Source organism: Streptomyces sp. NPDC046881 (assembly GCF_040645015.1).
Lineage (GTDB): Bacteria > Actinomycetota > Actinomycetes > Streptomycetales > Streptomycetaceae > Streptomyces.
Genome location: NZ_JBEYXJ010000194.1, coordinates 1 through 7,543 on the forward strand (window position 1 = coordinate 1; position 7,543 = coordinate 7,543).

The 7,543-nt window shown below is 75.7% G+C and carries 5 protein-coding genes; all 5 read right to left on the minus strand.

Going from position 1 to position 7,543, the window contains the following annotated elements; genetic code table 11:
* Positions 1 to 77: 77 nt before the first annotated feature.
* The 5 genes from ABZ923_RS40405 to ABZ923_RS40425 all read right to left on the minus strand — a co-directional run bounded on the left by ABZ923_RS40405 (position 78) and on the right by ABZ923_RS40425 (position 7,300).
* Entirely contained in the window at positions 78 to 1,025 is a 948-nt protein-coding gene (locus ABZ923_RS40405; RefSeq protein WP_361483127.1) for a bifunctional riboflavin kinase/FAD synthetase, read from the minus strand.
* Positions 1,026 to 1,155: 130 nt separating this feature from the next.
* Positions 1,156 to 5,340 carry a hypothetical protein gene (locus ABZ923_RS40410; protein WP_361483130.1) on the minus strand — a complete coding sequence of 1,395 codons (4,185 nt, stop codon included), beginning with the start codon at positions 5,338 to 5,340 and terminating at the stop codon, positions 1,156 to 1,158.
* Positions 5,341 to 5,607: 267 nt separating this feature from the next.
* Positions 5,608 to 6,513, minus strand: coding sequence for a tRNA pseudouridine(55) synthase TruB (gene truB / locus ABZ923_RS40415; RefSeq protein ID WP_361483133.1), 906 nt, complete (start codon positions 6,511 to 6,513; stop codon positions 5,608 to 5,610).
* Complete coding sequence (gene rbfA, locus ABZ923_RS40420; protein ID WP_361483136.1) at positions 6,510 to 6,965, minus strand: 30S ribosome-binding factor RbfA; 456 nt, start codon at positions 6,963 to 6,965, stop codon at positions 6,510 to 6,512. Before rbfA ends, truB begins: the two co-directional genes overlap by 4 nt.
* Before the next feature lie 41 nt (positions 6,966 to 7,006).
* The gene (locus tag ABZ923_RS40425) at positions 7,007 to 7,300 is read right to left on the minus strand and encodes a DUF503 domain-containing protein (protein WP_361483138.1); all 294 of its coding nucleotides are present in this window, start codon (positions 7,298 to 7,300) and stop codon (positions 7,007 to 7,009) included.
* Positions 7,301 to 7,543: the final 243 nt, after the last annotated feature.

A 7,543-nucleotide genomic window follows, 5' to 3' on the forward strand; every position in this document is an offset into this window, starting at 1 on the left:
GCTGAGGGGCCGCGCAAACCGCTGAGGGGGGGCCGGGGCTCTCCGCCCCGCCCCCCCTTTCCTCTGCGGCGAGGGGGTTAGTCCTCCGCCGCCACGATCTCCCGGCACCGCTTCACATCCGCGGCCATCTGCTCCAGCAGGTCCTCCAGCGTGTCGAACCTCGCCTGGCCGCGCACGTACGCGAGGAAGTCGACGGCGACGTGCAGGCCGTACAGGTCGAGGCCGACGCGGTCGATGGCGTACGCCTCCACCGTGCGCTCGGTGCCGTCGAACTGCGGGTTCGTGCCGACGGAGATGGCGGCCGGCATGGCCTCGCCCTGGGCGTGCAGATAGCCGGCGTACACGCCGTCGGCGGGGATGGCGGTGTGCGGGAGCGTCTCGACGTTGGCCGTCGGGAAGCCCAGCTCGCGGCCGCGCTGGGCGCCGCGGACGACGACGCCCTCCACCCGGTGCGGGCGGCCCAGGATCTCGCGGGCGCCGGCGACATCGCCCTCGGCGACCAGGCGGCGGGTCAGCGTGGAGGAGAACGGCTCGCCGCCGCCCGCCTCACCGGTGACGTACAGGTCGACGACCTCGACCTCGAAGTCGTACACCTTGCCCTGCTCGGCGAGGAACTCGACGTTCCCGGCGGCCTTGTGGCCGAAGCGGAAGTTCGGGCCCTCCACGACCGCCTTCGCGTGCAGCTTGTCCACCAGGACCTTCACCACGAAGTCGGCGGGCGACAGCTTCGAGAACTCGGTGGTGAAGGGGAGGATGAGGACCGCGTCGACGCCCAGCTCGGCCATCAGTTCGGCCCGGCGGTGGTGCGGGGCGAGCAGCGGCGGGTGGCTGCCGGGGCGGACGACCTCGCTGGGGTGCGGGTCGAAGGTGACCACGACGGCCGGAACGCCCAGTTCACGGGCGCGGTCGACGGCGTGCTGGATGATCAGCTGGTGGCCGCGGTGGACGCCGTCGTAGGAACCGATGGTGACGACGCTGCGCCCCCAGTCCTCGGGGATGTCCTCCAAGCCACGCCAGCGCTGCACTGTGACCGCTCCTCGAACCCTTGTCCGTGTCTGTCCTGACCTCGTTGTGCAGGTCTAAGGGTGCCATGCCGGATGCCCCGCGCCAGCACCGGCATGGGGGCTGTGACGGGGCGCACGTTCCCGCCGCTGCTCAGGCCGGTACGCGTACCCCCGCCAGGTTCTCGATCATGCGGCGGGTGCTGGGGCCGACGACGGCGGCCCAGTCGTCCGGGGCGTCGGTCAGCCAGCGGGCCATGCGGGCCGCGAAGCCGGGCACGTGCCGGCCCAGCTCGACCAGACCGCGGTCGAAACGGGTGGCGCCCTCGGGTGTGCGGACGAGGAGCAGGCCGGTGCGGTGGACGAGGCCGCGGACCTCGTCCGCGCAGTCGCGCCCGGGTTCCACCACCGCGTGCAGGACGGCGTCCAGGACGGCCGGGTCCCGTTCCCGGGCGAGCAGGAACTCCAGCAGCTCACGGCGGAGCGGGCGGGAGGCGGGCGTACCGGGGGCGGCGAGGACGGCGGCCAGCGCCGCGCGCAGCTGTTCCGGACCGCCGTCGAGCAGGCCGGTGACCAGGGGCAGCAGGACCGGGCGGGCGGTGGGGCCCTGTTCGAGGCGGCGGTCGAGGTGGCCGGCGACGTGCCCGGCGGTCTCCGGGCGCAGCCGCACCGCCCCCCGCAGGAGGGCGGCGACCCGGGGGGCGAGGGCCGGGGTGGTGACCTCGGCGAGGCCGTGCAGCACCGCCCTGGTCTCCGGGCGGCCGGCGTCCGGGGCGCTCAGCCGGGCGCGGAAGGCCTCCAGGACCGGTTCCGGGTGCGTGGTCAGGGCCGGGGCCAGGGCGCTCGGCGGGAAGTGCGGGTCGCCGTCGGCGAAGTGGCGCAGGGCGGCGGGCAGATACCGGTCGCGGGTGTCCGGGTCGCGGACCAGCAGGGCCAGGGCGCCGCCGTGCAGGGTGCAGTCGGCGGGGCGGGCGAGCAGGGCGAGGGCGGCGTAGCGCAGCAGCGCGCGGTCCGCGGCCGAGCGGACGTGCGGGGCGGCGCGCAGCCCGTACGCCACCGCCGCCACCCGGCGGGCGGGGCGCTCGTCGTGCGCCCAGCGGTCGACCGCCCGGCAGACGGCCGGCGGCTCGTCCTCGGCGAGGACGGCGAGCAGCTCGTCGGCGCGCCGGTGCGCGCAGGCCACCAGCACCTCGGTGAGGTCGTCCAGGGCGCCGTGCCGGTGCGTGTGCAGCAGCGCCTGCGCGGCGGTGGCCACGGTGGCGTGCGGGGTCGCGGGCAGCGGCCGCTCGTCGGCGAACCAGCGGGTGAGCAGGGGCTGTACGACGGCGGGCGCGGCGGCGAGCAGCCGGGCCACGGCGTCCAGGTAGCGGTCCCCGGCCGCGGGCGGCGCCGGGTCGGCCAGCACGAGCCGGCGCAGCAGGTCCAGGCGCTCGGCGTCGGGGACGGGCAGGGCGGTCCAGAAGGCGGGGCGGAAGTCGGCCGGTACGGTCCGCCCCGCGCGGCGCCAGGCGCCGACACGGTCGGCGAGCCGGCGCAGCACCTCGGTGTACGGCGTGGGGTCCGGGACCTGCTGCAGGGTCCGGGCGAGCAGCCGGGCGGCCCACCAGGAGCCGGTGTCGCGGTCCAGCGCCTCGATCAACTCACCCAGCCGCTCGGCCAGTTGCCGGGGGCCCTGCTGGCGTGCGAGGAGCAGCAGGGCCTGGACGACCGGGCCGACGCGGTGGTGCGGCACCGGGACCGGGCGGTGGTCCCCGTGCGGCTCGCCGGGGTGGTGCACCAGGGCCCGCAGCGCCTCGTCCAGGTCCAGGTGCATGCCCTGGATCCAGTCGGCCAGCTCCTCGTGGGCGAAGCGGTAGCCGCCGCCGGCCGGCACGAGGAGTCCCTCGGTGAGGACGGCGGAGGCCCAGCCGGTACCGCCGCCGAGCCGGGCCGGGGCGGGTCCCCACGGGAACACCGCCTCGAACGACTCCCGGTCCAGCTCGCCCTGGCCCGCGCCGAGGCTGCGCCGGGCGGCCTCGTGCACCTGCCCGGCCACCCGGGCCGCCAGCCGGCGTACGGCCGTTCCGCGCAGGCCTGCCGCCGCGGCGAGGCGGACCGCGATGCGCAGGCACATCAGGTCGAGGTAGGCCGCGAACACGTCGTCCCGGTCGACGGGACCGGCCGGCGGGGCGTCGGGTACGGCCGCCCGGACCTCGGCCAGCAGCCGCAGCACCAGCGGATGCCGCTCGTCCCGCTCGGCCAGCAGCCCGTCCGGAACCCCGTACCGCACCCGCGCCCGCCGCCCCTCGTCCACGGTGAAGTCACCGATCCGCACACAGGGGGGAAGCGGGTCCAGGGTGGGGGCGGGGGGCGGCTCTGCGGGGTCCGCGGGGACGTGGGGCGGCTCTAGGTCCGCGGGGGCGCGGAACGGCTCGTCCTGGCCCGCGGGGGCGTGGGGCAGCTCTCCCAGGTCCGCGAAGGCGTGGGGTGCTTCTCCTGGGCCAGCCGGCGAACGGTGGGGGGCTGCGGAGGGTCCGCTGGACGGTTCGTCGTCGGCCGGCACTGCCAGGCCGACCGGCCGGCGCGCCTCTGCCGGGGAGACAGGGGCGTCCGACACGGGCACCTGTGCCGAGGAGGCAGGGACACCCGGCACGGGGACCTCTGCCGGGGAGCCAGGGACACCCGACACGGGCACCTCTGCCGGGGAGCCAGGGGCGGCCGCCACGGGCCCCGGCCCCTCGACGCCCGTGGCAATGGCTGATCCGTCCAGCGCCCCGGCCCACACGCCGCCGTCGGCCACCGGAACACCAGGGACGGCAGGAGCCACAGGGGCCGCAGGAGCCACAGGGACAGCAGGGGCAGCCGTCACCAGCCCGGCAGGGCCGCCGGACACGTAAGGCGACTCGGCGCCTCCGCCCAAAACCCCGACCCCGGCCGCCATGCCGTCCGGCCCGGGCGCGTCAGGGGTGCTGGTCGGTGGGACGGTCGGGGTGTGCAGGAGGTCCGCGGGGAACGCGTTGCCGGTGTGTTCCCAGTGTTCCTCGCGGCAGGCCACCACCAGGCGTGCCCCGGTCTCGCGCAGCCAGTCGGCCGTGCCCCGGGTCCAGGCGGGCAGGCGGTGGGCGAGGACGGGGGGCATCTCCTCGGGGCCGTCGAGGAGGAGCAGCAGCGGGCGGCCGGCCCGGGCGGCGCGGTGGGCCACGTGTTCGGGGCTGATGTCGCCGAGGTCCTCGGGCTGTACGCGGCGGGACGCGGCGACGATCCGGGCGGCGCGCTCCAGGGTGCGCCGGGCGGCGTCGGCCACCGAGTCGTCGGTGTCCTCCAGGTCGGCGCCGCGCAGCCACAGCGTGGGGGCGGGCTCCTCGCCCCGGGCGCGGCGGGCGGCGAGCGCCGCGAGTTCCGTCGTACGACCGCTGCCGGGGGCGCCGACGAGGCCGAGCACGGGCCGGTCGCCGGCGGTGAAGGCGGCCAGTTCCCGGGCGGTGGCGGCGCGTTCGAGCGGTTCGACGGCGCACGGGTGGCCGGTGAGGGTGTCCGGGGGGCCGTCCTGGGCCACGGAGGTGGTGGTCAGCTGGAGGATGCCGGCGAGGTTGAGGTCGGCGCCGTAGGCGGGCACGGTGGCCGCGTTGCGGGCGAGCAGGTCGGCGAGGGCGCCGCCGGCGGGCCGCAGCGGCACCGCGAAGCCCGCGTCGCGCTCGGCGGTGTGCAGGGCGGTGCCGAGCACGCCGACGACGGCGCCGGTACGGGCGTCCAGCACCGGTCCCCCGGCCGCGCCGCCGCCGAGCCGGAGCGCGTCCCGGCCGGCCGTGCCGATGGCCAGTTCCAGGACGTCGTCCAGCAGGTGGAAGCCGTCGGTGGCGTTGTACGTCACCTCGGTGGCGGCCAGCACCCGCGCCTCCCGCCAGCAGCCGGCGGCGACCCGGACGTAGGTGCCGGCGGCGATCCGCTCCCGCACGGACAGCGGCAGCGGGTCCACACCGAGGCCCTCGGTGCGCACCAGGGCGAGGTCCAGGGCGGGCAGCGGGGTGACCGCGTCGGCGGGGACCACGCAGGTGCGGTCCCCGGGGGCGTGCAGCGCCAGCCGGGGCAGGCCGTCGACGGTCTCGTGGCTGGTGAGCAGAGTGCCCTGGTGGTCGGCGAGGAAGCCGTATCCGCGCGGGCGCCCCGCCAGGTCCCGGATCCGTACGAGGGCGGCGTCGGCGTCGGCACCGCCGGCGCCGGTCCGGGTCCCGTCGTCCACGCCCAGTCCGCCGGCCGCGCCGTCCCCGTACCCGTGCGTGCACTGCCCGTACGGCTGCTCCCCGCACGCCCGTTCCTGCTCCCGGCCCCCGCCTCCGGTGCGCGGGCCCCGTCCCGCCATCGCCCTACCTCCCCGCCTGCTCTCCCCGTGCCCTGACCTCGACGGTAGGCGCGTGATGATCGGCGGGACAGATCGCGCGGTGAACGCGCCCCCTTCCGCTCCCCCGGTTCACTCCGAGCGCCTGCCCGGTCGGGTGAATAGGCGGGGGCTGCTGGATAAGCCTAGGGGTGGGGGAACCGAGGGGGACCGCGGAGCGGCGGCAGGGGCACGACCCCGTGGCCGGCCGTCGCTCCACGGCAGACGGCCGGGGCGGGGTCCGGCCGGGGCTTAGCCGAAGACGGCCAGGCTCTTGGCCTTGCCCCGGTGCTCCTCGACGAGCGCGAGGAAACGGCCCTCGGGGTCGAACACGGCCACGGGACCGGCGCCGGCGTACTCGTCGGGGATCTCCAGCCTCACGCCGTTCAGCAGCAGCCGGGACCGCTTGCCGTCGACCTCCCAGCGCGGGAACGCGGCGGCCGCGGCGTCGGCGATCGGCATCACGGTCAGCTCCTGCTGGAGCTGGTCCAGCGTCCTGGCCGCGTCCAGCTTGTACGGCCCGACGCGCGTGCGGCGCAGCGCGGTGAGGTGGCCGCCGACGCCGAGGCCGGCGCCCAGGTCCCGGGCGAGGGCGCGGATGTAGGTGCCGGAGGAGCAGACCACGGAGACGATCAGGTCGAGCACGGGCGTGCCGTCCTCGGCGACCGCGTCCCGGACGTCGTACACCGTGAAGGAGGAGATGGTCACCGGGCGGGCGGGGATCTCGAAGTCCTCGCCCTCGCGGGCCCGCTTGTACGACCGTACGCCGTCGATCTTGATGGCGCTGACCTTGGACGGCACCTGCATGATGTCGCCGGTGAGCTTGGCGATGCCGGCGTCGATGGCGTCCCGGGTCACCTTGGAGGCGTCGGTGGACGAGGTGATCTCGCCCTCGGCGTCGTCGGTGAGGGTGCTCTGGCCCAGGCGGACGGTGCCCAGGTACTCCTTCTCGGTCAGCGCGAGGTGCCCGAGGAGCTTGGTGGCGCGTTCGACCCCGAGGACCAGGACACCGGTCGCCATGGGGTCGAGGGTGCCGGCGTGGCCGACGCGGCGGGTCCTCGCGATCCCGCGCATCTTGGCGACCACGTCGTGCGAAGTGAAGCCCGACGGCTTGTCGACGATGACGAGGCCGTCGGGCGGGGTGGGCTTGCTGGTCATTCGGCGGCGTCGTCCGTCTCGTCGTCTTCGTCGCCCGGCTTGCGGTACGGGTCCGCGTCACCGGCGTACCTGGCGCCCGCGGACACCTCGCGCACCTTCTCGTCGGACTGGCGCGCCCGGTCGAGGAGGTCCTCGATGGTCCGGGCGGTGTCCGGCAGGGCATCCGCCACGAAGGTGAGGGTCGGCGTGAACTTCACCCCGGCGGCCGCTCCCACGGCCGAGCGGAGGACGCCCTTGGCGCTCTCCAGGCCCGCGGCGGCGGCCTTGCGCTCCTCCTCGTCGCCGTAGACCGTGTAGAAGACGGTCGCCTCCCGCAGGTCACCCGTGACCCGGGTGTCCGTGATGGTGACGTGTGAGCCGAGCCGCGGGTCCTTGATCCCGCGCTGCAGCTTCTGGGCCACCACCTCCCGGATGAGGTCCGCCAGCCTTTTAGCCCGCGCGTTGTCGGCCACTGGTCCGTCTCCCGTTCTTTCTTCTTGCTTGCGTTTCGTGGTCAGTCGTCGTCGCCGTGGAAGCGCCGTCGCACGGACAGCAGTTCCACCTCGGGGCGGCCGGCGACCAGCCGTTCGCACCGGTCCAGTACGTCGGTGAGGTGGGCCGCGTCGCCGGAGACCACGGCGAGGCCGATGATCGCTCGCCGGTGGAGGTCCGCGTGGTCCACCTCGGCCGCGCTCACGGCGTACTTCCGCTGGAGTTCGGCGACGATCGGGCGGACGACGGAGCGCTTCTCCTTCAGCGAGTGGACGTCGCCGAGGAGCAGGTCGAAGGACAGAGTCCCCACGTACATGTGTGTAACCGGTTCACCCGCCGGTACGGGATCGATGGCCCCGGGTCCGTGTGGCCGGGGACATCAAGAACGGTACCGCGTACCTGCCGGTGGCTCGACAGGGTTTCGGCGCCGTGGGCTGCGGTGCATAGGCCCCGGGGCACCGCCCCGGGAACAGGGCCTGGAGGTCGGTGGCTTCGGGGGTGGTGCGCTCGGACTTGATCCGCTCGTCGCCGACGCGGATCTCCACCGTGCCGATGAGTC